General features: G+C 64.3%; 19 protein-coding genes. 4 read left to right on the forward strand and 15 right to left on the reverse strand.

Annotation, left to right across the window (positions count from 1 at the left end; translation table 11 throughout):
- Positions 1–103 precede the first annotated feature (103 nt).
- From K2O50_RS21840 to rplM, 8 genes are all read right to left on the reverse strand, one after another.
- Positions 104–3103, reverse strand: coding sequence for an autotransporter serine protease (locus K2O50_RS21840; protein ID WP_050703836.1), 3000 nt, complete (start codon positions 3101–3103; stop codon positions 104–106).
- A gap of 286 nt (positions 3104–3389) precedes the next feature.
- Positions 3390–3809: a ClpXP protease specificity-enhancing factor gene (locus K2O50_RS21845; RefSeq protein ID WP_050703835.1), complete on the reverse strand. Its 420-nt coding sequence runs from the start codon at positions 3807–3809 to the stop codon at positions 3390–3392.
- Positions 3810–3821: 12 nt separating this feature from the next.
- Positions 3822–4445 (reverse strand): glutathione S-transferase N-terminal domain-containing protein, encoded by a 624-nt coding sequence (locus tag K2O50_RS21850; RefSeq protein WP_050703834.1) that lies wholly within the window; start codon positions 4443–4445, stop codon positions 3822–3824.
- A gap of 116 nt (positions 4446–4561) precedes the next feature.
- On the reverse strand, positions 4562–5341 hold the full coding sequence (locus K2O50_RS21855) for a cytochrome c1 (RefSeq protein WP_050703833.1): 780 nt from the start codon (positions 5339–5341) through the stop codon (positions 4562–4564).
- Positions 5341–6552, reverse strand: a complete 1212-nt coding sequence (locus K2O50_RS21860; RefSeq protein WP_046857021.1) for a cytochrome bc complex cytochrome b subunit — start codon at positions 6550–6552, stop codon at positions 5341–5343. The genes K2O50_RS21855 and K2O50_RS21860 overlap by 1 nt, the downstream gene beginning before the upstream one ends.
- A complete protein-coding gene (gene petA / locus K2O50_RS21865; protein ID WP_023628711.1) occupies positions 6552–7145 on the reverse strand; it encodes a ubiquinol-cytochrome c reductase iron-sulfur subunit in 594 nt (197 codons plus the stop codon). The genes K2O50_RS21860 and petA overlap by 1 nt, the downstream gene beginning before the upstream one ends.
- 265 nt (positions 7146–7410) lie before the next feature.
- Entirely contained in the window at positions 7411–7803 is a 393-nt protein-coding gene (gene rpsI / locus K2O50_RS21870) for a 30S ribosomal protein S9 (protein ID WP_003260797.1), read from the reverse strand.
- A gap of 14 nt (positions 7804–7817) precedes the next feature.
- A complete protein-coding gene (gene rplM, locus K2O50_RS21875; RefSeq protein ID WP_008097538.1) occupies positions 7818–8246 on the reverse strand; it encodes a 50S ribosomal protein L13 in 429 nt (142 codons plus the stop codon).
- A gap of 257 nt (positions 8247–8503) precedes the next feature.
- Between rplM and K2O50_RS21880 the strand changes: the two genes are divergently transcribed.
- Both K2O50_RS21880 and K2O50_RS21885 read left to right on the forward strand, forming a co-directional pair.
- The gene (locus K2O50_RS21880; RefSeq protein ID WP_050703832.1) at positions 8504–9544 is read left to right on the forward strand and encodes an NADP(H)-dependent aldo-keto reductase; all 1041 of its coding nucleotides are present in this window, start codon (positions 8504–8506) and stop codon (positions 9542–9544) included.
- 243 nt (positions 9545–9787) lie between these two features.
- On the forward strand, positions 9788–10684 hold the full coding sequence (locus K2O50_RS21885) for a GlxA family transcriptional regulator (RefSeq protein WP_167388431.1): 897 nt from the start codon (positions 9788–9790) through the stop codon (positions 10682–10684).
- A 118-nt stretch (positions 10685–10802) separates the two neighbouring features.
- Here the strand turns inward: K2O50_RS21885 and zapE are convergent, their stop codons facing one another.
- The 3 genes from zapE to K2O50_RS21900 form a co-directional block, all read right to left on the reverse strand.
- Positions 10803–11897 (reverse strand): cell division protein ZapE, encoded by a 1095-nt coding sequence (zapE, locus tag K2O50_RS21890; protein WP_050703831.1) that lies wholly within the window; start codon positions 11895–11897, stop codon positions 10803–10805.
- Positions 11898–12121: 224 nt separating this feature from the next.
- Positions 12122–13471, reverse strand: coding sequence for a tryptophan--tRNA ligase (locus K2O50_RS21895; RefSeq protein WP_050703830.1), 1350 nt, complete (start codon positions 13469–13471; stop codon positions 12122–12124).
- Between the two features lie 25 nt (positions 13472–13496).
- Entirely contained in the window at positions 13497–14132 is a 636-nt protein-coding gene (locus tag K2O50_RS21900; RefSeq protein WP_050703829.1) for an alpha/beta hydrolase, read from the reverse strand.
- Positions 14133–14267: 135 nt separating this feature from the next.
- On the opposite strand from K2O50_RS21900, the gene K2O50_RS21905 reads away from it, so the two are divergent.
- A complete protein-coding gene (locus tag K2O50_RS21905; protein ID WP_028689766.1) occupies positions 14268–14705 on the forward strand; it encodes a YhcB family protein in 438 nt (145 codons plus the stop codon).
- A 277-nt stretch (positions 14706–14982) separates the two neighbouring features.
- On the opposite strand, the gene mdeB is transcribed toward K2O50_RS21905, so the two are convergent.
- Together mdeB and K2O50_RS21915 are read right to left on the reverse strand one after the other, a co-directional pair.
- A complete protein-coding gene (gene mdeB, locus K2O50_RS21910; RefSeq protein ID WP_050703828.1) occupies positions 14983–17673 on the reverse strand; it encodes an alpha-ketoglutarate dehydrogenase in 2691 nt (896 codons plus the stop codon).
- Positions 17674–17697: 24 nt separating this feature from the next.
- Positions 17698–18894: a methionine gamma-lyase gene (locus K2O50_RS21915; protein ID WP_050703827.1), complete on the reverse strand. Its 1197-nt coding sequence runs from the start codon at positions 18892–18894 to the stop codon at positions 17698–17700.
- Between the two features lie 127 nt (positions 18895–19021).
- Here K2O50_RS21915 and K2O50_RS21920 point away from each other — a divergent pair, with 127 nt between their 5' ends.
- Positions 19022–19501, forward strand: a complete 480-nt coding sequence (locus tag K2O50_RS21920) for an Lrp/AsnC family transcriptional regulator (RefSeq protein WP_028689769.1) — start codon at positions 19022–19024, stop codon at positions 19499–19501.
- Positions 19502–19672: 171 nt separating this feature from the next.
- Here K2O50_RS21920 and cysN read toward each other — a convergent pair whose 3' ends face one another.
- Positions 19673–21574, reverse strand: coding sequence for a sulfate adenylyltransferase subunit CysN (gene cysN, locus K2O50_RS21925; protein ID WP_050703826.1), 1902 nt, complete (start codon positions 21572–21574; stop codon positions 19673–19675).
- Positions 21575–21590: 16 nt separating this feature from the next.
- Entirely contained in the window at positions 21591–22508 is a 918-nt protein-coding gene (cysD, locus tag K2O50_RS21930) for a sulfate adenylyltransferase subunit CysD (protein ID WP_011535568.1), read from the reverse strand.
- Positions 22509–22593 lie beyond the last annotated feature (85 nt).

Below are 22593 nucleotides of genomic sequence, written 5' to 3' on the forward strand. Positions count from 1 at the left end.
TCTGACTTGCTTCACTACAACCTTCCTTAGTTTTGTTTTGGTTTAGTACCGCGTTGGTCACACTCCGTGTTGCAACGCCTGGCCCAACCCGCGCCAGGGCGTTTCAGAACCGCCATTGCAGGTTGAGCCCCGCGCCATGCTGTTGTTCACGACTGGCCAGGCGCCCCTGGTAGTCCAGGCTCAGGTCCAGGTCGCGGGTCAGCCCTACCCGTGCCTGCAGTCCCACCAGCGCGGCATCGCGCAAGGCCGGCGCAGTCTCCACCCGAAACGGCAGGTCGCTGCCGGCGAAGGCCAGGTGCTCGCGATCCTGGGTGCCGCTCAGGCGGTGCTGCCAGCCCAGGCTTGCCGCCAACTGCAGGTCTTGTTGCGGGCCCAGTTGCCATTGCTGGCGCCCACGCAGGCCCAAGGTGCTGAGCCAGGCATCACGCTGTTCGTCACCGGCATGCAGCGCCGCGGCATCGCCTTTCTCGTGGAAGCCGTCGCGGTCCAGGTGCTGGTAGGTCAGGTTGGCGAAAGGCTCCAGCTGCACCGCCGGTAACGCCAGGCGATAGGCCGCCTCGGCAAACAGCTGCTGGCTGCGGGCATCGATCCGTGCGCGCTGGCGGCCGGACACCTCGCCATAGGTCAGGTCGCGCCGAACCTCGGCACGGTGCCAGCTGTGACTGGCACCCAGGCTCAGGCGCAACGGGTCCAGGTCATGGCGGACATAGGCGCCCAGGTGGTAGCTGTCGACCGTGGCCCGGGAGTGGCTGCCGCCCATGCCCAGGGAGCTGTCACTGTAGCCTGCGGCCAGGCCGGCCCGGGTCTGATCGTCAAGGTCATGGTCCACGCCCAGCAGCACACCGCCCAGGGAGCTGGTATAGGACTCGCTGCCCTCCACGCCCTCGATGCGCCCCCAACTGCCCAGGCCCTTGAGCCAGAGCTGGGTCGAACCTGGCTCGCTGGCACTCGTTCCAGAAACGCTGGCATTCAGTGCAGGACCTTGCATGCGCTCGCCCAAGGTGTCGCGCAAGACCGAGCCCTGGCTGAGCAGCATCGAGTCCAGCGCCGGGTAGATCTCCCCGGCCAGCTGACGCAGGCCTTCCCGGGCCTGGTCCGCCGAGGTCGAAAGCAGCAGGCTTTCATACACGGGATTGCCCGGCCCCAACCGCTCGACGGCACCGCCACTGGCGCGCTGGTTGGGCGTGGCGCCGACGCTGGCGAACGTCGTGGCGCTGCGCGTCACGTCCAGTTGCACGCCGTTGGCCGAATAATCGAGGAAGGTCCCCAGGAACAGATAGTCGGGCTCGACCTGGGCGAAGCGCCCGTTGACGCCACCCGCGGCCTGCAGGATGTCGAACTGGCGCCCCACCAGACTGGATACCGGGCCGCCGGCCAACAGGTTGGGCCGCGCCTGGGGCTCCAGGCTGAGATTGGCGCCGCCGACACTGGCCTGGCCAGCAACGACGAGCCGGTCGCTGGCCGTGGGCGACAGTTCCACCCGGTAGGTCGAGCCCGGCTGCAAGTCCAGGTTGCCAGCGACATTCAAGGTGCCGATGGAATTACCCGGGGCCACCACGCCCCCGGCGCTGGCGGTCAGGGCGCCGATTCGCCCGTTGCCGCCCAGGGTACCGCCGGCGTTGACCGTCACCGCCGATTGCAGGCTGCCGTTGACCGCCAGCAGACCGCCATCGACGCGGGTCGGGCCGCGGTAGCTGCTGTCCCCCGTGAGCTCGAGCCAGCCAGCCCCGGACTTGACCAGGCTGCCCTGGTAGACCCGCTGCGCGGCAGCCGCGTCGCGGGCCATGCCCAAGGCATAGTCGCTGCGATCCTGCTGGCTGGCCCCCGCTGCCAGGCCATGCTCCCAGCCGCGATCCTTGAGGGTCTGCTGCCAGGCCTGGCGTTCCGCAGCGTCCTCGCTTTGACGCTGCACCAAGGCCTGGTCGGAGATGCCGTTGCTCCAGGTATCGCCCTGCCCGCGCCCCAGGTTGACGTCGAATTCACCCAGCAACTGCCCGGGGCCGTGCAACGCCCGGCCCAGGTCCGGGACGCCCCAGCCCACCCGCTCGCTGGGCCCCTGGGTAGGCGAGCCGTCGAGCTGGCGCGAGGTGGTCAGCAGCACTTGCAGGGCCTGCTGGTTGTTCAGGTAGGGATAGCGCTGCATGACCAGGGCCAAGGCCCCAGTGGCGTGGGGCGCGGCCATCGAGGTGCCGTTGTAGGTGGCGTAGCCGCCACCGGGCACGGTACTGCTGATCGCCGCGCCCGGGGTCGCCAGGCACCAGTACTTGGCGATGCCGCACTGGTTGTATTTCTGCTGGTTGTTCTTGTCCAGGCCCGACACCGCCAGCCAGTGACCTTCCAGCTCCGGCTGGAAGTACGGCAGCGCCGAGCGCACGCTGGCGTTGGCATAGCCGCTGTTGCCGGCGCTGAATACGTTGATCACGCCGCGGCGCGCCACGTCGCCGGCGGCGTCGAGCCAGGTGTCCTGCTGAAAATGCTGGGCGTAGGCCGCGCGCAAGCCGTCCAGGGTCTGGTAGCTGACATCCTTGGGCTGGCTGCCCCAGCTGTTGTTGATGGCCCGCACACCGGCGTCCACCAGGGCATCGTAGACCGCCTTGAAATACTTGGGGTCAGGGCCGGGACCGAACAAAAACTTGTCGTCGTGGTTGGTATTGCCCACGTAGACCTGGGCATTGAAGGCCACGCCATGCATGCCAGTGCCATCACGGGCCGCACCCAGAGTGCCGGTGACATGGGTGCCATGGCTGTCGTTGGCGCCATTGAGCACCCCGGACACGCTGAACGGAGTGCCGTCCAGATACTGGCCGGTGGCGGTAACCGAGTGAAAACGTCCGGGACTGGCTTCGGGATGGGCGGCATCGAACCCCGAGTCCAGGGCGCCGATGCTGACCCCGGCGCCGGTGATGCCGGCGGCATAGGCTTGGCTCGCCTGCATGCGCTCCAGGCCCCAGTCCTGCTGGTACTCGGCCGACCGCCAGCTGGCGGGGTCGCCCGGGCGACCGGTTTCCTGGTCGGCCGCCGCAGCAGACAGCGGCAGTCCGGTGGCGAACGCCAGGCATAGGGTGCCCGTCAGCGCCTTGAGCTGATCACATCTCACATCCATGTCGATGACTTCTCTTGTTTTTGTTGTCGGGTCGCCCGTCCTGGGTCGACCGGTGTGTCGCTGCATTGCCTGGCCGCAAGGCCCCATCGAGCCAGAGGCGGTTTCCCGCCCCTGGCCAGGTTACTTCGGCCTCAGGCCTGGAGGCAGCCTTCGGCTGCAAGTCGTGAGCTTCTGAAATTGATTACGATATGTCAATCGGCGTTAATAAATAGCCAACAGCTGTCACAAAACACAGGCATGCGCTCCATGAGGCTCGCGCAGCGGCCGGGATCTTCTGACGGCGCAGTTACTTGACCACCTTCAGGCTTGGACGGCCACTCGGGCGCGGCGGCTCGGGCGGCCCCTGGTCATCCGGCTCCACGGCATCGTCTTCAAGGTCATCCTCGTCCTCGAGCGGCGGCTCCAGCTCGAAGACCATGCCCTGGCCGTTCTCCCGGGCGTAGATCCCGAGGATGGCGCCGACCGGCACATAGAGCGAGTGTGCCACGCCGCCGAAGCGGCCTTCGAAGCTCACCGCCTCGTTGTCCATGTGCAGGCTGCGCACGGCACTGGGGGAGATGTTCAGGACGATCTGGCCATCGCTGGCGAAACCCTGGGGTACCTGGACCGCCGGATACTCGGCATTGACCAGCATATGCGGCGTGCAATCGTTGTCGACGATCCACTCGTATAGCGCACGAACCAGATAGGGGCGACTGGAGTTCATCAACGGTTCCTCTTAAACCTTGCGCATTTCACGTTCGGCAGCGGACAGGCTCGCCTGGAAAGGCTCGCGGGCGAACTGTCGCTCCATGTAGTCCAGCAGCGGCTTGGCCTGCCGCGGCAATTCGATCCCCATCACCGGCAAACGCCAGAGAATGGGCAGTAGACAGCAATCGACCAGGCTTTGCTCCTCGCTCATGAAGCAGGCCATCTCGCCGAACAGCGGGGCCACGCCGGTCAGGCTCTCGCGCAGTTCCTTGCGCGCCTGGGTGCGTGCCGCATCGCTGCTGCGCGCATCGAGCACGGTGTCGGCCAGGGCGCACCAGTCACGCTGGATGCGGTGCATCAGCAGGCGGCTGTTGCCCCGGGCCACCGGGTAGACCGGCATCAGCGGCGGGTGCGGATAACGCTCCTCGAGGTACTCCATCACCACGGTCGACTCGTACAGCGCCAGGTCGCGATCGACCAGGGTCGGCAAGCTGCCGTAAGGGTTCACTTCAATCAGCTTGGGCGGCAGGCGATTGGCGTCGACATCGATGATCTGCACCGTGACGCCTTTCTCCGCGAGCACCAGGCGGACCCGATGAGAGTAATGATCAGCGGGGTCGGAATAGCAGGCTAACCTGTTGGTTGCGCCCATGTAGCGCCTCCTCGCACGGGATGCTTGTAAAACTTAAATGAAAACGCGCCCGGGGCGCCCCAGCACTATCGCTGGAGCCCCCCGGGCGCGTTCAACTACCAGAAACTACTGCGTGATCAGTGCACGTCCTTCCAGTATTCGCGCTTGAGCAAGTAGGCGAACACGAAGAAGAAAGCCAGGTACAGCAACACGTAGGTACCGATGCGCTGGCTTTCCAGTTTGACCGGGTTGGCCGAATAGGCCAGGAAGGTCACCAGGTTCTTGACCTTCTCGTCGAACTGCTCGGCCGTCAGGGTACCGGATTTCTCCTCCACGGTCAGCTGGTCGCACGCCTCATGGGTCAGCGGGCTGCCGGTCAGCGGGTCGAACTGCTTCTTGCCATCGACCTCGGTCTGCACCTGCTTGCAACCGATCACCTGGTTGCCCTGCAGGCCCACCAGCACGTTGGGCATGCCGACGTTGGGGAAGACCTTGTTGTTCACCCCGTATGGCCGCGACTTGTCCTCGTAGAAGCTGCGCAGGTAGGTGTACAGCCAGTCGTTGCCACGCACCCGGGCGACCAGGGTCAGGTCGGGCGGCGCGGCGCCGAACCAGGTCTTGGCATCGTTGGGCTGCATGCCGATCTTCATGTGGTCGCCGATCTTGGCGCCGGTGAACACCAGGTTCTCGAGCATAAGCTCATGCGGGATCCCCAGGTCGTCGGCGACGCGCTCGTAACGCTGGAACTTGGCGCTGTGGCAACCCATGCAATAGTTGGCGAAGGTGCGCGCGCCATCCTGCATCGCGGCCTTGTCGGTCAGGTCAATATCGACCTTGTCCAGCTCCAGGCCATGTTCGGCGGCAAACGAAAGGCTAGGCATCAGTGCCAGCAAGCATACTGCAATCAACTTTTTCATCAGCCAGTCACCCTTTCCGGAACCGGTTTGGTCTTCTCGAGCCTTGTGTAGAACGGCATCAGCAGGAAGTAGGCGAAGTACAACACCGTGCACACCTGCGACAACAAGGTACGCCCCGGGGTTGGCGCCAGTACGCCCAGCACGCCAAGGATGACGAAGGACACGCAGAACACCAGCAACCAGATCTTGCTCAGCCAGCCCTTGTAGCGCATGGAGCGCACGGGACTGCGGTCAAGCCAGGGCAACACGAACAGCACGGCGATGGCGGCGCCCATGGCGATGACCCCGAACAGTTTGTCGGGCACCGCACGCAGGATCGCGTAGAACGGCGTGAAGTACCACACCGGTGCGATGTGCTCAGGCGTCTTGAAGGCGTTGGCCTGTTCGAAGTTCGGTTTTTCCAGGAAGTAGCCACCCATTTCCGGGAAGAAGAACACCACCGCACAGAACACGAAGAGGAACACCACCACGCCGGCGATATCCTTGACGGTGTAGTACGGGTGGAACGGGATACCATCCAGCGGGATGCCGTTCTCGTCCTTTTTCTTCTTGATGTCCACGCCATCGGGGTTGTTCGACCCCACTTCGTGCAACGCCAGGATGTGCAGCACCACCAGGCCGAGGATCACGATCGGCAGGGCCACCACATGCAGGGCGAAGAAGCGGTTAAGGGTGATGCCGGAGATCAGGTAGTCACCGCGGATCCACTGGGTCAGGTCGTCACCGATGACCGGGATCGCGCCGAACAGCGAGATGATCACCTGGGCGCCCCAATAGGACATCTGACCCCATGGCAGCAGGTAGCCCATGAACGCCTCGGCCATCAGCGCCAGGTAGATCAGCATGCCGAACAGCCAGACCAGTTCGCGTGGCTTCTGGTAGGAGCCGTAGAGCAACCCGCGGAACATGTGCAGGTAGACCACGATGAAAAACGCCGAGGCGCCGGTGGAGTGCAGGTAGCGCAGGATCCAGCCGTACTCGACGTCGCGCATGATGTACTCGACCGAGGCGAAGGCCTCTTCCGCCGAGGGGGTGAAACTCATGGTCAGCCACACGCCGGTGACGATCTGGTTGACCAGCACCAGCAGTGCCAGGGAGCCGAAGAAGTACAGGAAGTTGAAGTTCTTGGGCGCGTAATACTTGCTCAGATGGTCTTCCCACATCTTCGTCGCGGGGAAGCGCGCATCGATCCACTCCATGAACTTGCTCATCATGCGTTCTCCTGATCGACGCCGATGACGATGATTTCGTCCGACTCGTACGAGTGCGGTGGCACTGGCAGGTTGAGAGGCGCCGGCTGGGACTTGTAGACGCGCCCGGCGAGGTCGTAGTGCGAGCCGTGGCACGGGCAGAAATAGCCACCGACCCATTTCGGGCCGAGGTCGGCGGGAGCGACTTCAGGACGGAACGTCGGCGAGCAGCCCAGGTGCGTGCACAGGCCGACCAGGATGAGGATCTCGGGCTTGATCGAGCGAACTTGCGGATCGACGTAGGTCGGCTGCACCGACGCCTTGGATTCGGGGTCGGACAGCTCACCGGTGATCTTTTTCAGATTGCCGAGGATCTCTTCCGTTCGCCGCACGATGAATACAGGTTGACCGCGCCACTCGGCCACCATCTGCTGGCCGGGCTCGACCTTGGCGATATTGACCTTCACCGGTGCCCCTGCGGCTTTCGCCTTGGCACTGGGAAACCATGACCCCACGAACGGTACCGCAGCCCCCACTGCCCCCGCTGCCCCGACCACGGATGTCGCGGCTACGAGGAAGCGGCGCCGGCCTGCGTTGACGCCGTCATTGCTCATTCAGTCCTCTCCCATCAGCTTGCTTGGCCTGCTCTAACAGGCATCTACTTAGGTATGTCTGTGGCACTAAAAATTGGCCGCAATGGTAAGGAACAAATCCACACGCTGACAAGGTGATTACCCGCTCGTCGGGCTACAACCCTCGCTTTGCTTGATCTGTGTCTATGCGACAAACGGCCACGGACTGACAGAGAGGTTAGTTCAAGACATAAAAAAAGCCCGGTTCCAAAAAGGAACCGGGCTTTTTTCGACTGCCGAAGCGGTATTAACGCTTGGAGTACTGAGGACGCTTACGCGCTTTACGCAGACCCACTTTCTTACGCTCGACTTCACGAGCGTCGCGGGTGACGTAGCCAGCACGACGCAGGGCGCCACGCAGGGTTTCGTCGTATTCCATCAGGGCGCGGGTGATGCCGTGGCGGATTGCACCGGCTTGACCGCTGACACCACCACCGGAAACGGTGACGTAGATGTCGAACTTCTCAACGGTCTCGGTCAGTTCCAGCGGCTGGCGAACAACCATGCGAGCGGTTTCGCGGCCGAAGAACACGTCCAGAGAACGGTTGTTGATGGAAATGTTGCCAGTGCCCGGACGCAGGAATACACGTGCGGTTGCGGTCTTGCGACGGCCAGTGCCGTAGTTTTGAGTCGCCGACATAATGAACTATCCCGTTAGATCTTCAGTTCTTGAGGCTGCTGAGCAGTGTGTGGGTGAGCTGCACCCGCGTACACTTTCAGCTTGCGGTACATGTCGCGACCCAGCGGGTTCTTCGGCAGCATGCCTTTGACCGCGGTTTCGATAACACGCTCAGGGGCCTTGGCGATCAACTTCTCGAAGTTGATTTCCTTGATACCGCCCGGGAAGCCGGAGTGGGAGTAGTACATCTTGTCGGAAGACTTGGCACCAGTCACACGGATTTGCTCGGCGTTGATGACGACGATGTAGTCGCCGGTGTCAACGTGAGGGGTGTATTCTGGCTTGTGCTTGCCACGCAGGCGGCTAGCGATTTCGGTAGCCAGACGACCCAGGGTCTGACCAGCGGCGTCGACTACGAACCACTCGCGCTTTACTGTTTCCGGTTTAGCAGTAAAAGTTTTCATTCTCTAAAGCCTCAGAGGCCGCCCAGCGAAAAATAGACGGCGAATCTTACTGGATAGTGCACAGCTTGCCAAGGGCAAGCGCGCAGCCGAACGCTGACGCTTTTGGGGGCTCGGGTCGGGCACGCCAATGTTCGACAAGGGTTCCCCTGCATGGTGGTGCATCACTTCCGCCACACGGAGAGGGGCCGAATTATCCAGATTGCAGGAAAAATTTCAACCTGCTTTTATGGGCCTCTTTGCCATGGAGCGTCTTCCCGATGCAATACCGCAAGCTCGGCCGTACCGACCTCAACGTCAGCGCCCTGTGCCTGGGCACCATGACCTGGGGCGAGCAGAACACCCAGGAGCAGGCCTTCGCCCAGATCGCCCTGGCCAAGGCCTGCGGCATCAATTTCATCGACACCGCCGAGATGTACCCGGTGCCACCGCGCCCGGAAACCTACGCCGCCACCGAGCGCATCATCGGAAACTGGTTCGCCGCCAACGGCGACCGTGACGACTGGATCCTGGCCAGCAAGGTCGCCGGCCCCGGCAATGGCATCAGCCACATCCGCGACGGCCAGCTCAAACACAACCGCCAGCACATCGTCGCCGCCCTGGACGAGAGCCTGAAGCGCCTGCGGACCGACCGCATCGACCTGTACCAGTTGCACTGGCCCGAGCGCAGCACCAACTTCTTCGGCAAGCTCGGCTACCAGCACCTGCCCCAGGATATCTTCACCCCGCTGGAGGAAACCCTGGAGGTGCTCGACGACCAGGTCCGCGCCGGCAAGATCCGCCACATCGGCCTGTCCAACGAAACCCCGTGGGGCACCCTGAAGTTCCTGCACCTGGCCGAGACCCGCGGCTGGCCACGGGCGGTGTCGATCCAGAACCCCTACAACCTGCTCAACCGCAGCTTCGAGGTGGGCCTGGCGGAGGTGGCGATCCGCGAGCAGTGCGGCCTGCTGGCCTATTCGCCGCTGGCCTTCGGCATGCTCTCGGGCAAGTATGAAAACGGCGCCCGCCCGGCAAATGCCCGCCTGACCCTGTTCAGCCGCTTCGCCCGCTACTCCAACCCACAGACCGTGGCTGCCTGCAGCCGCTACGTGCAGCTGGCCCGTGAACACGGGCTGGACCCGGCGCAGATGGCGCTGGCCTTCGTGACGCGCCAGCCGTTCGTGACCAGCAACATCATCGGCGCCACCAGCCTCGAGCAGTTGCGCAGCAATATCGACAGCCAGGCGCTGAACCTGGGCGATGAGCTGCTGGCGGCGATCGAGGTGGTGCATCAGGAGCAACCGAACCCGGCGCCTTGAGCCAATAACCCATCGCGGGGCAGGCGTGGGAGCGGGCTTGCCCCGCGATGGAGATCGTACTTTGGCGGGGTAGACACAATCGCCAAAAAATAAGACGATCCAGCCGGTGATTGACCACTCTACCCTATAAGAACAATGACAATGATGTTTACCCAACCCTCCGCGTCCTTGCGGCGCGTCAGCATCCTGGCCGTGGACAAAGTGTTCGCTTCGACACTGATGCAGGCCAAGGATTTCTTCCACCTGGCCAGCCTGCGCTACAGCAAGCAGTTGGGCCTGGGCCTGCAGCCGATGTTCGAGATCGGCCTGGTGAGCCCGGACGGCTTGCCCGTGGACAGCTTCAGCAACGTGCAGCTGCCGGTCGACAGCGGCCTGAACGACGCCGACGTGATCATCCTGCCGGCCTTCTGGGACGACTTCGACAACCTGCTGCAACGCTACCCCCAGGTCCTGCCCTGGCTGCGCGAGCAGCATGCCCGCGGCGCGGTGCTGTGCGCCGAGGCCAGCGGCGTGTTCTGGTTGGCCGAATCCGGGCTGCTCGATGGCAAGGAGGCAACCACCTACTGGCGCTTCTTCGCCAGCTTCGCCGAGCGCTTCCCGAAGATCCGCCTGAACCAGGACAAGCACCTGACCGACGCCGACAACCTGTACTGCGCCGGCGGCACCACCTCGGCCTGCGACCTGTACATCTACCTGATCGAGCGTTTCTGCGGCGCCAACGTGGCCCGCGCCGTGGCCCGCGACATCCTCTACGAGGTGCAGCGCAGCTACACGCCGGGGCGCATGGGCTTCGGCGGCCAGAAGCTGCACCAGGACCTGATCATCCTGCAGATCCAGCACTGGCTCGAGGAGCACTTCGCCGACAAGTTCCGCTTCGAGGACGTGGCCCGCAACCACGGCATGAGCATCCGCAACTTCATGCGCCGCTTCCAGAGCGCCACCGGCGACAAGCCGCTGCACTACTTGCAACGGCTACGGATCGAGACGGCCAAGGGCCTGCTGTCGAGCACGCGCAAGAGCATCAAGACCATCAGCTATGAGGTGGGGTACGACGACGCGAGCTTCTTCGCTCGGTTGTTCCGCCAGCACACCGAGCTGTCGCCGAACCAGTATCGGCAGCAGTTCATGCAGGAAGCCTGAAAATCGCCGGGGCTGCTTTGCAGCCCTTTCGCGGCACAAGGCCGCTCCTACAGGGATCGCGTGACTCCTGTAGGAGCGGCCTTGTGCCGCGAAAGGGCCGCAAAGCGGCCCCAGATTCTTACGGCTTGTGCGCCCGCGACAGGAACTCGTGGGACTGCATCTCCAGCAACCGGCTCAGGGTACGCTGGAACTCGAAGCTCAGGCGTCCACCGGTATACAGGTCCTTCAGCTCCACTTCCGCCGAGATGATCAGCTTCACGTTACGGTCGTAGAACTCGTCGACCATGTTGATGAAGCGCCGGGCGATGTCGTCGGTGGTCACGCCCATCTGCTCGACATTGCTCAGCAGCACAGCGTGGAAGATCTTGCCCAGTTCGATGTAGTCGTTCTGGCTGCGCGGCCCATCGCACAGGGCGCGGAAGTCGAACCAGGCGACGTCGTCACAGGTGCGCAGGGCGTGGATCTCGCGGTTTTCGATTATCAGCACATCGTTCTCGACGGCCTGGGTGCACTCCGGAGTCAGCGCCTTGAAGCTCGCCCGCAAGCTCTCGTGGGCTGCGGCGTCGAGCGGGAAGTGGAACAGTTCGGCCTGCTCCAGATGGCGCAACCGGTAGTCCACGCCGCTGTCGACGTTCACCACGTCGGTGTACTGCTTGATCATGGCGATGGCCGGCAGGAAGCGCGCGCGCTGCAGGCCGTCCTTGTACAGGCCGTCGGGGACGATGTTGGAGGTGGCCACCAGCGACACGCCGTTCTTGAACAGCTCTTCCATCAGGGTACCGAGGATCATCGCATCGGTGATGTCGGAGACGAAGAACTCGTCGAAGCAAATCACCTTGGCCTCTTCGCTGAAGCGCTTGGCGATGATGGTCAGCGGGTTCTTCTCGCCCTTGAGGGTCTTCATCTCCTCGTGGACGCGCTTCATGAAGCGGTGGAAGTGCGTGCGCATCTTCTGCTTGAACGGCAGCGCTTCATAGAAGGTGTCGACCAGGTAGGTCTTGCCTCGCCCTACCCCGCCCCAGAAATACAGGCCCTTGACCGGCGTCTGCTCCTTCTTGCCGAACAGCTTGCCGAACATGCCCGGCTTGTTGTTCTGCGCGCGCACCAGGTCGTCATACAGGCGCTGCAGGTGACGCACCGCAGTTTCCTGCGCCGCGTCATGGAAGAAGTCGGGACGTTTCAGATCTGCTTGATATCGTTCTAGGGGCGTCATGATTTCGTTAGCGAGGCAACAAAAAACGGGCCGTCACTGTAGCGACCGGCCCGCCTGATGGCAATGATACATGCGACCACTTGACTCATTACCTGCACCTGTAGGAGCGGCCTTGTGCCGCGAAAGGGCCGCGCAGCGGCCCCGGGATCTCCGCTTCATGCAGAATTGCCGGGGCCGCTTTGCGGCCCTTTCGCGGCACAAGGCCGCTCCTACAGGGTGGGCGCTCAGTCCTGCTGTGGCGCCAGGGCCTCGCGCAGGCTTGCGATGGCCGCATCACGGGCCTCGGCGGCCTCGAACTGCGGCCCGTCGGCAACCTGCTCGCCCTCCAGCCACAAGCTGAAGCTCAAGCCCTCGACCCGTACATCGGCCTCGCCACCTTGCTGCAGTTGCTTGCTCACCGCACCGGCGCTCTTGCCATCGGCGAAGCTGCGCGACAGCAGCAGTTGCTCGCCATCGGCGGCCAGCAGGCGGAAGCGGAAGCTGCCGTCCTCGTCGCGGAAGCTGACGAAGCGGGCAGTCTTGGCAGCCTTCTTCTTCACTTCAGTGGTGGCTTGCACGGTGGTGCAGAACGAACGCAGGCCAACCGCCTCGCGCAGCTGCTCGAGGAACGGCGTGGCGATCTTACGGGCCTTGGCGGCACCGGCCAGGAGAATGTCCTCCAGGTCCGACGGGCGCGAGATCAGCTGGTGATAGTGCTCGCGCTTCTCGGCCAGCTGGCCGTCGAGCAGCTGGAACAGGCGCTGCTTGGCCTCGCCCCAGCCCAGGCCCTGCACCAGCTCTTCGCGGAACGCGGCGCACTGCGCCGGCGTGGAGAAGGCCTGGAACAGGGTGAACAGGTGCGCGTTGTCCGGATCCTTGGCCTCGCCCGGCGCCTTGGAGTCGGTGACGATGCGCGAGATGGCGTCCTTCATGTCCTTGGCGCTGGTGAACAGCGGGATGGTGTTGTCGTAGCTCTTGGACATCTTGCGCCCGTCCAGGCCCGGCAGGGTGGCGACGCTCTCCTCGATCACCGCTTCCGGCAGGGCGAAGAAGTCCCTGCCCTGGCCGAACAGGTGGTTGAAGCGCTGGCCGATGTCGCGGGCCATTTCCACGTGCTGGATCTGGTCGCGGCCGACCGGCACCTTGTTGGCGTTGAACATCAGGATGTCGGCGGCCATCAGCACCGGATAGCTGAACAGGCCCATGGTCACGCCGGCGTCCGGGTCTTCACCGGCCTCGACGTTCTTGTCCACCGAGGCCTTGTAGGCATGGGCGCGGTTGAGCAGACCCTTGGCGGCGACGCAGGTCAGCAGCCAGGTCAGCTCGGGGATCTCGGGGATGTCCGACTGGCGGTAGAAGGTCACCTTGTTCGGATCCAGGCCACCGGCCAGCCAGGTGGCGGCGATTTCCAGGCGCGAGCGCTGGATGCGCTGCGGGTCGTCGCACTTGATCAGGGCGTGGTAGTCGGCCAGGAAGTAGAACGAGTCGACGCCGGGCTGCTGGCTGGCGAGGATGGCCGGGCGGATGGCGCCGGCGTAGTTGCCCAGGTGCGGGGTGCCGGTGGTGGTGATACCGGTGAGGATGCGCGTGGTCATGGGTGTTCGCTTATTCAGGCTTGGCTCAGTTCGAAAGGCGCGGCAGCAGCAGATCCTTCAGATCGGTCAGCTTGCCATGGAAGAAGTGCCCGCATTCTGCCACTTTCAGCAGCTCATGGGGACGCGACAGGTCATTCGACCAGTCGTAGACCAGCTGCGGATCGACCACTTCGTCGGTGTCCGGCTGCACCACTGTGAGGGCGACGCGCTCGGGCAACGGGAACTGTTCGTTCAGCCGCATCACCGCCGGGGCAATCATGAACAGCTGCTGCAGGGCCACGCCCCCGGCCTCCAGGCGACCGGCCAGGCTGGCGGCGACGAAACCACCGAAGGAGAAGCCCATCAGCACCAGCGGCAGTTCGGGATGCTGCGCGCGCAGCCAGGCCGCGGCGGCCTCGGCGTCGGCCACTTCACCGGCGCCCATGTCGTGGCTGCCGGCGCTCTGGCCGACGCCCCGATAGTTGAAGCGCAACGTGATGTAACCGGCGTCGCGGGCAGTGCGTTGCAGGGTCGACACCACCTTGTTGAGCATGGTGCCGCCCTGGACCGGGTTGGGGTGGCAGATCAGCACCGCGCCACGGGCGTCGGCCACGTCCAGGTACAAGGCTTCCAGCTGGCCGCTCGGGCCATCGATGAACAAGGGTGTTTCGCGGATAAGCAAGGCACTACTCCGTGACCTCGAGGAGGGTCGACTCGTCTAGCTGAGGAATTCTGTTCTGATTTGCGATCGCTCGCGGTATACAGCGCAGGTCTGAGCCGTTAACGTAAAGCAAAGCCGTTTATAGAGGAAGGACTCGTGGAACACTCGCTCCTTGTTTGGTTGCTGCCGACCCTGGCCCTGGTTGTCGGCGTCGTCGTCGGTTTCGCGCTGGCCCGCCTGCTGCCCAACGCGGCACCGAGCAACACCCAACGCCAGCTGGATGACATCCAGCAGCGCTTCGACAATTACCAGAATGAAGTGGTGACCCACTTCAACAGCACCGCTTCGCTGGTCAAGAAACTGACCCAGAGCTACCAGGACGTCCAGGACCACCTGGCCGACGGCGCCAACCGCCTGGCCCTGGACGAGCTGACCCGCCAGCGCCTGCTGGCCGCGCTGCACTCGGAAGCCGCGCAAGGTCCGCGTGATCGCCTGACGCCGCCGAAGGACACCGCCGAGGTGCCGCGCGACTACGCACCAAAGGCCCCGAACTCGCCGGGCATGCTCGACGAGAGCTACGGGCTCAAGCGCTAAGTCGATGACATGAAGAAGGCCTCGAAAGAGGCCTTTTTTGTGGGCAGGATCTACCCGCCATATCACTCAATACCTGTAGAAGATCTCTCAGCGGCGCTGGCGTGCAGGGAAACGTCGCAAATTGCACCAGCGGGGGAGCGGGCTTGCTGTGGTGTATGGCACCGGCTTCGCCGGTGATCGCGGGGCAAGCCCGCTCCCACGCTGTTCCATCTAACTCACAGAGTCATGTTTTCCGTGGGAGCGGGCTTGCCCCGCGACAGGGCCGGCCCAGATCAGCTCACCGATACCAGGCCGCCCCCTCCTCGCCAATCCCATACCGCGCCCTCGCCTGTCCCAGCACATCCGCCGGCAACACGCCCTGGCACACCAGCCCGTACAACGCCGCCAGCACCACCGCGTGCCGATCCACCTCAAAGAACCGCCGCAGTTGCTGACGCGTATCGCTGCGCCCGAACCCATCGGTGCCCAGGGTGATGTAGGGCGCCTGCACATACTCGGCAATCAGCTGCGGCCAGGCACGCACATAGTCGCTGGCCGCAATCACCGGGGCATCACCAGGCAGGCAACGACGCACGTGGCAATCCCCCTGTTCCCCGGCCATCGCCAGGCGCTGCGCATCCCTTGCCCCACGCGCCAGCTCGCTGAAACTGGTAACGCTGAACACTTCGCTGTCGATCTGCCAATCACTGGCCAGCAACTCACCGGCGGCGATCACCTCGCGCAGGATGGTGCCCGAGCCCAGCAAGCGCACCTGGCCACGAGGCGCTGCCGACGCATGCCGGACAAACCGGTACATGCCTCGCAACACATCCTCGTGCACGTCCTCGGGCAACGACGGCTGCGGGTAGTTTTCATTCATCACCGCCACGTAGTGGAACTCATCCTGCTGCTCCACCAGCATCCGCCGTGCGGCATGGTCGAGGATCACCGCCAGCTCGCCGGCAAAGCACGGGTCCCAGGCGCGGCAGTTGGGCACCATGGAGGCCATGACCAGGCTCGAGCCGTCCTGGTGCTGCAGCCCCTCGCCACCCAGCGTGGTACGCCCCGCGGTGGCGCCGAGCAACAGGCCGCGGGCGCGCTGGTCGGCGGCGGCCCAGATCAGGTCGCCGACCCGCTGGAAACCGAACATCGAGTAATAGATATACACCGGCAGCATCGCCTCGCCATGCACCGCATAGGCAGTCGCCGCCGCGATCCACGAAGAGATCGCCCCGGCCTCGGTGATGCCCTCCTCCAGCAACTGGCCGTCGCGCGCTTCCTTGTAGACCAGCAGCGAGCCGGCGTCCTCCGGCTCGTAGCGTTGCCCCTGGGGCGAGTAGATGCCGATCTGGCGGAACAGACTGGCCATGCCGAAGGTCCGCGCCTCGTCGGCGACGATCGGCACCACCCGCGGCCCCAGCCCAGGCACCTTGAGCCAGTTGCCGAGCAGGCGCACGGCGGCCATGGTGGTGGACATCTCCTTGCCCTCGGCGCGCAGGGCGAAGCCGGCGAAGCTGTCCAGGTCTGGCACGGGCAGGCCGACGCAATCGCTGCGCCGCACCGGCAGCGGCCCGCCCAGGGCCTCGCGGCGCTGGCGCAGGTAGATCATCTCCGGGCTGTCGGCGGGCGGACGGTAGAAGCGCAGCTGCTCCACTTCCTCGTCCGACAGCGGCAGGTGGAAGCGGTCGCGGAAGGCCAGCAGCGCCTGCACATCGAGCTTCTTGGCCTGGTGCGCGGTCATCCGCGACTCACCGGCACTGCTCATGCCGTAGCCTTTCTTGGTCTTGGCCAGGATCACCGTCGGCCGGCCCTTGCAGGCCTTGGCCGCGGCATAGGCGGCATGCAGCTTGCGAAAATCGTGGCCACCACGCTTGAGGGCGTTGATCTCGTCGGCGCTCATGTGCGCCACCAGGCGCTGCAGCGCCGGGTTCTGCTTGAAGAAGTGCTCGAGGTTGTAGCTGCCGTCCTTGGCACCGAGGGTCTGGAACTGCCCGTCGGGTGTCGCCGCCAGCTGGCGCAGCAGCGCATGCTCATGATCCCGGGCGAACAGCGCGTCCCACTCCGAGCCCCAGAGCACCTTGATCACGTTCCAGCCGGCGCCGCTGAACAGCGCTTCGAGTTCCTGGATGATCTGGCCGTTGCCACGCACCGGGCCGTCCAGGCGCTGCAGGTTGCAGTTGACGATGAAGGTCAGGTTGTCCAGGCCTTCGCGGGCGGCCAGGGTCAGGCCGGCAATCGACTCCGGCTCGTCCATCTCGCCATCGCCGAACACGCCCCACACATGCCGCGCCGAGGTGTCGAGCAGGCCACGGTGCTGCAGGTAGCGCATGAACCGGGCCTGGTAGATGGCATTGAGCGGGCCGATGCCCATGGAGCCGGTGGGGAACTGCCAGAATTCGGGCATCAGCCAGGGATGCGGATAGGAGCACAGGCCGTTGCCCGCGACCTCCTGGCGATAGTTGGCCAGTTGCGCCTCGCTCAGGCGCCCCTCGAGGAAGGCGCGGGCATAGATGCCCGGCGCCGAGTGCGGCTGGAAGAACACCAGATCGCCACTGCGCTGCGCGCCGCCGCCCTCGCCACGGAAGAAATGCTGGAAACCGACCTCGAAGATTTCCGCCGCCGAGGCATAGCTGGCGATATGCCCGCCCAGCTCGCCGTAGGCATGATTGGCCCGCACCACCATGGCCAGGGCATTCCAACGCAGGATGCCGGTGATTCGCTCGTCCAGTTCCAGGTCGCCCGGATAGTTGCCCTGCTGCTCCACCGGCAAGGTGTTGCGGTAGGCCGAGAAGGCCTGGGCCTCACGCTCCAGGCCCAGCTCCAGGGCATGGGCCTGCAGGCGCTGCAGCAGGTAGCGCGCCCGCGCCGGGCCGCAATGGGCCAAGGTCGAGGACAGGGCCTCGCACCACTCGGCGGTTTCCCCGGGGTCACTGTCCAGGGCGGCTTCCAGGGCCGTCAACGGCTCGTTCGGGTTCATCATCGCTACCATCGCGCAGGCCTCGTCCGTGGCGGTTCAGGCGCAGGCCTTCAGGGCCTGGGCAATGTCGGCGAGCAGGTCGTCGATGTCTTCCAGCCCCACCGACAGGCGCACCAGCCCTTCCGAGATGCCATGCTCGGCACGCTCCTGCTGGGTATAGCTGGAGTGGGTCATGCTCGCCGGGTGCTGGGCCAGCGACTCGGCATCGCCCAGGCTCACCGCGCGGCTGAACAGCTGCAGGGCGTTCATGAAGCGACGGCCGGCCTCGATCCCGCCCTTGAGTTCGAAGGCGATCATGCCGCCCGGCAGGCGCATCTGCCGCTGGGCCAACGCGTACTGCGGGAAGGACGGCAGGCCCGGGTAGTGCAGCAGCTCGACCTGTGATTGTTCGGCGAGGAACTCGGCCACCTGCTGGGCATTGGCGCAGTGACGGTCCATGCGCAGGGCCAGGGTCTTGATGCCGCGCATCAGCAGCGCCGCGTCATGGGGCGACAGCACCGCGCCGGTCATGTCCTTGAGCCCTTCCAGGCGGATGCGGTCAATCAGCGCCTTGCGCCCGACCACCAGACCGGCGGTGATGTCGCCATGCCCGGACAGGTACTTGGTGGCCGAATGCACCACCAGGTCCACGCCCAACTCCAGCGGGCGTTGCAGGTAGGGCGTGCAGTAGGTGTTGTCGACCACGATGCTCAAATCATGGCCACGGGCGGCATCGACCACCGCGGCGATATCCACCAGCTGCATGTTGGGGTTGGCGGGGGTTTCGAAATAGATCATCCGCGTCTTCGGCGTGATCGCGGCCTGCAGTGCCGGGATGTCGTTGAGGTCGACATGGCGGATCTTCACGCCGAACTCGCCGATGCCGTGGTGCAGGTAGGCGAAGGTGCAGCCGTACAGGGTGCTGCCGACGATCAGCTCGTCACCGGGGCGTAGCAGGGTCCATAGCGTGGCGGTGATGGCACCCATGCCGGAGGCCAGCGCCAACCCGGCCTCGCCCCCTTCCAGGGACGCCATGCGCTGCTCGAGCAGGGCCAGGGTCGGATTGGAAATGCGGCTATAGAAATGCCCCGGTTCCTCGCCCGCGAAGCAAGCGGCGCCGTACTCGACGGTGGGGAAGGCATAAGTGGCGGTCTGGTAAACCGGCGGCACCAGGGCGCCGCCGTGGGACAGCGGGTCATAGCCATGGTGGATGGCCCGCGTGGAGAAACCGGTGTTCTTGTTGGAGTCGCGCATGGCAACAGCCTCTTGTGGTTTGTTATAAGCTTATGCCACCAAGCTGCCGCGCTTTTTCCAAATTTGCCCACGCAATTGCGCAAGTTTTGAAAGAAAAACAACAAAAACAGAACCAGGAGGGCAAGACATGCCTTCAGCTCTCGACCGTACCGACCGCGCCCTGCTCGCCGCCCTGCAGGACAACGCCCGCCTGACCGTCTCCGAACTCGCCGACCAGGTCGCCTTGACCACCTCGCCCTGCTGGCGGCGGGTCAAGCTGCTGGAGGACAACGGCTACATCACCGGCTACCAGGCCATTCTTTCACCCAAGTCGCTGGGCTTCGGGGTGACCGCGTTCGTCAGCATCATGATGGACTCGCACACCAAGGAGATGGCCCTGGCGTTCGAGCAGCGGCTGATGGAGATTCCCGAGATCGTCGCCTGCCACAACATCTCCGGGCGCTATGACTTTTTGCTGGAGATCCTGGCGCGGGACCTGGAGTCGTTCGGCGAGTTCACCCGGGAGGTGCTGCAACGGTTGCCGGGGGTGAAGGAGATCTATTCGAGCTTTTCGTACAAGGCGGTGAAGGAGCGGCGGGTGATTCCGGTTTCGGAGAAACATATCTAGCAAGCCGGGGGCGCGCTGCGCCCCATTCGCGGCACAAGGCCGCTCCTACAGGGGACCGCGCAGTTCTGTAGGAGCGGCCTTGTGCCGCGAAAGGGCTGCACAGCAGCCCCAGCTCTCCCGATCCAAACAAAAAACCCCGCCGAAGCGGGGTTTCTCAGATCACGCGGTTACTCAGATCGCGCCGCGCTGACGCAGCACATCCAGCACCAACTTGACACCCTCATCGACGCTGACCGACTGGGTGTCGATCACCAGGTCCGCATCCAACGGCACATCGAACGGGAAGCTCTCGCCCGGAATGTTGTCGCCACCGGCCGCGTACAGCCCCTGTGGATCACGCTCACGGCACACCAGCGGCGACGCCTGCACATAGACGGTGACCAGACGCTCCTTGCCGATCAGCGCCTTGGCCTGCTCGCGGCCTTCGGCATCCGGGGCAACGAACGCTGCCAGGGTCAGCAGGCCGGCTTCGTTGAACTGGCGCGCCACATGGGCGGCGCGGCGCCAGTTCTCGGTGCGGCCGGCGCGGTCCTGCGGCAGGCCCTTGTTCAGGTCGTGGCGCAGGTTCTGGCCATCGAGCACATAGACCGCACGCCCCATGTCGAACAGCTTGCGCTCCACGGCGTAGGCCAGGGTGCTCTTGCCAGCGCCGGACAGGCCGCTGAACAGCACGGTGGCCGGCTGCTGGCCGAAGCGCAGGGCACGCTCCTCGGTGGACACATGGGCCAGCTTGCCGTGCTGACCGGTGCTGCCGTGCGGCAGTACCGGCGGGGCGATGATCATGCCGGCGCCGACGGTGCCGTTGGTCAGGCGGTCGATGACGATGAACGCGCCGGTGGTGCGGTTGCTCTCATAGCCGTCCAGGGCGATGGCGCTGTCCAGCGCGACCTTGACCCGGCCGATCTCGTTGAGCTGCAGTGCGCTGGCGGCGCCTTGCTCCAGGGTGTTCACATCGACCTTGTGGGTGATGCTGGCAATCGAGCCCGGCACGTAGCTGGTGGCGCGCTTGATGTCGTATTTCTTGCCCGGGAGCATCGGCTCCTCGGCCATCCACACCAGCATGGCGTCGAACTGGTCGGTGACCGACGGTACGTTGTCGGCATGCACCAGCAGGTCGCCACGGGAGATGTCGATCTCGTCTTCCATGGTCAGGGTCACGGCCTGGCCGGGGCCGGCGTTCTCCAACTCGCCTTCGTAGGTGACGATGGACTTGACCCGGCTGCTCTTGCCCGACGGCAGCACGACGATCTCGTCGCCCTTGTGCACCACGCCACCGGCGATGGTACCGGCGAAGCCACGGAAGTTCAGGTTCGGACGGTTGACGTACTGCACCGGGAAACGCAGGTCGGTGACGTTGCGGTCGGCGGCGATCTCGACGGTTTCGAGGATCTCCATCAGCGCAGGGCCCGTGTACCACGGCGAACGCTCGCTGCGGTTGACCACGTTGTCGCCCTTGAGCGCCGACATCGGCACGAAGTGCAGGCTGCTCGGCTTGAGGTTGATGCCTTCGGCGAACTTCAGGTAGTCGGCCTTGATCGACTCGAAGACCTGCTCGTCGAAGCCCTTGAGGTCCATCTTGTTGACCGCGACGACGATGTGCTTGATGCCCAGCAACGAGGCGATATAGCTGTGCCGGCGGGTCTGGGTCTGCACGCCGTAGCGGGCATCGACCAGGATGATCGCCAGGTCGCACGTGGACGCGCCGGTGGCCATGTTGCGGGTGTACTGCTCGTGGCCCGGGGTGTCGGCGATGATGAACTTGCGCTTGGCGGTGGAGAAGTAGCGGTAGGCGACATCGATGGTGATGCCCTGCTCGCGCTCGGCCTGCAGGCCGTCCACCAGCAGCGCCAGGTCGACTTCCTCGCCGGTGGTGCCGGACTTTTTCGAGTCGCGGGTGATGGCCTCGAGGTGGTCCTCGTAGATCATCTTCGAGTCGTGCAGCAGGCGCCCGATCAGGGTGCTCTTGCCGTCGTCCACGTTGCCGCAGGTCAGGAAGCGCAGCAGCTCTTTACGCTCGTGCTGGGCCAGGTAGGCGAGGATGTCCTCGCTGATCAAATCGGATTGGTGCGACATGGAGGAAACCCTGAAATTAGAAGTAGCCTTGGCGTTTTTTGTCTTCCATGGAACCGGCGCCATCGTGGTCGATGACGCGGCCCTGGCGCTCGGACGTTCGGGTCAGGAGCATTTCCTGGATGATGTCCGTCAGGGTCTCGGCTTCAGACTCGACCGCGCCCGTCAGCGGGTAGCAGCCCAGGGTACGGAAACGCACTTTCTTCTTGACGATGCGCGCCTTTTCCTCGTCGCTCAGGTGCTCGAGGATGCGCTCGTCGTCGATCATGATCAGGGTGCCGTTCTTCTCGATCACTTCGCGCTCGGCGGCGAAGTACAGCGGCACGATCGGAATGCCTTCGAGGTAGATGTACTGCCAGATGTCCAGCTCGGTCCAGTTCGACAGCGGGAACACGCGGATCGACTCGCCCTTGTTGACCTTGCCGTTGTAGATGTTCCACAGCTCCGGGCGCTGGTTCTTCGGGTCCCAGCGGTGCTTGCTGTCACGGAACGAGTAGACGCGCTCCTTGGCCCGCGACTTCTCTTCGTCGCGGCGCGCGCCACCGAAGGCGGCGTCGAAGCCATGCTTGTCCAGCGCCTGCTTCAGGCCCTGGGTCTTCATGATGTCGGTGTGCTTGGAGCTGCCATGGGTGAACGGGTTGATGCCCTGCGCCACACCCTCGGGGTTGACGTGGGTGATCAGCTCCAGGCCCATCTCTTCGACCATCTTGTCGCGGAAGCGGTACATCTCCTGGAACTTCCACTGGGTGTCGACGTGCATCACCGGGAACGGCAGCTTGCCCGGGAAGAACGCCTTGCGCGCCAGGTGCAGCATGACCGCGGAATCCTTGCCGATCGAGTACAGCATCACCGGGTTGTCGAACTCGGCGGCCACCTCGCGGATGATGTGGATGCTCTCCGCCTCCAGCTGTTTCAAGTGCGTCAGATTGTCGACCATGGCTACTCACGAAAAACGATCTTATGGACGGCCTGCGGGCCGTGTTCGAGCGAGCCACTTTATCACAGCACCTGATTCTATTTAG

Origin of the sequence: Pseudomonas sp. 2hn, from assembly GCF_019646095.1 — a bacterium.
Taxonomy (GTDB): domain Bacteria; phylum Pseudomonadota; class Gammaproteobacteria; order Pseudomonadales; family Pseudomonadaceae; genus Aquipseudomonas; species Aquipseudomonas peradeniyensis.